Genomic DNA, 931 nt, shown 5'->3' with positions numbered 1-931 from the left:
GTGTGGATGCGTTTGTGGGCAATGAGATGACTGGCTTGGGAAAAACGCTTGTTGCAGGCGTCCTGATCACAGAGAAAAGCCTTGTCCCCTGTATGGGTGCATTTGTGATCGATGAGATGACTGGATTGGATTAAAGACCGTTGCACCCGTCCTGATCACAGACAAAGGGCCTTTCTCCTGTGTGGGTGCGTTTGTGGGTGCTGAGTGCACCGGCTTGGGTGAAAGACCGGTTGCACCCCTTCTGGTCACAGATAAAGGGCCTGTCCCCTGTGTGGGTGCGTTTGTGCCTGTTGAGATTACTGGATTGGGAAAAACGTTTGTTGCACCCGTCAAAGACACAGACAAAGGGCTTGCCCCCTGTGTGGATGCGTTTGTGGACGGTGAGATGATGGGGTTGGATAAAACGCCTGTTGCATCCGTCAAAGTCACAGACTAAGGGGGTCTGTCCCCTGTGTGGATGCGTTTGTGCCTGATGAGATCGCCGGATTTAATGAAAGACTTGCTGCATCCGTCATGATCACAGATGTGGTCAACGCTTTGTTGCACCCGTCCAGATCACAGGCAAAGGGCCTCTCCCCTGTGTGGATGCGCTTGTGAATAGTGAGATGGACCGGATGCAGTAAAAGATGGTTGCACCCGTCAAAGTCACAGACAAAGAGCCTGCGTCTTTTGTGGGTGCGCCTGTACCCTGTGTGGGCTCTTAGCGTGTTCATCCCGGAGATATTCGTGGGCTGCTGATCACTGTCAGACTGAATCTGATTCACTTCAGTAAGAGTGCCGCCTATATCGAGTGCACACTCTTCTTCACTGGCGCAAAGAACACCCTGAAATACATCATCCTGCAATAAATCCGATAGCTCTGAAAGTAGGGTGTCATCCTGCTTCAAGCCCGACAACTCAGGGAATAAAGTGTCTAGAAAGGAAGGTGAAA

At 51.3% G+C, this 931-nt stretch carries 2 protein-coding genes; one reads left to right on the top strand and one right to left on the bottom strand.

Going from position 1 to position 931, the window contains the following annotated elements; genetic code table 11:
* Positions 1-181: 181 nt before the first annotated feature.
* Positions 182-436 carry a hypothetical protein gene (locus tag E1189_RS25265; RefSeq protein WP_230460198.1) on the top strand — a complete coding sequence of 85 codons (255 nt, stop codon included), beginning with the start codon at positions 182-184 and terminating at the stop codon, positions 434-436.
* Here E1189_RS25265 and E1189_RS25260 read toward each other — a convergent pair.
* The coding region (locus E1189_RS25260; protein ID WP_230460197.1) for a C2H2-type zinc finger protein at positions 426-931 on the bottom strand (506 nt) is incomplete at its 5' end. The two genes, E1189_RS25265 and E1189_RS25260, sit on opposite strands and share 11 nt — an antisense overlap.

The organism is Parendozoicomonas verongulae (assembly GCF_009711465.1).
Taxonomy (GTDB): domain Bacteria; phylum Pseudomonadota; class Gammaproteobacteria; order Pseudomonadales; family Endozoicomonadaceae; genus Sansalvadorimonas; species Sansalvadorimonas verongulae.
The sequence above is the reverse complement of the archived record's forward strand: the minus strand, read 5'-3'. Positions and strand labels throughout refer to the sequence as shown.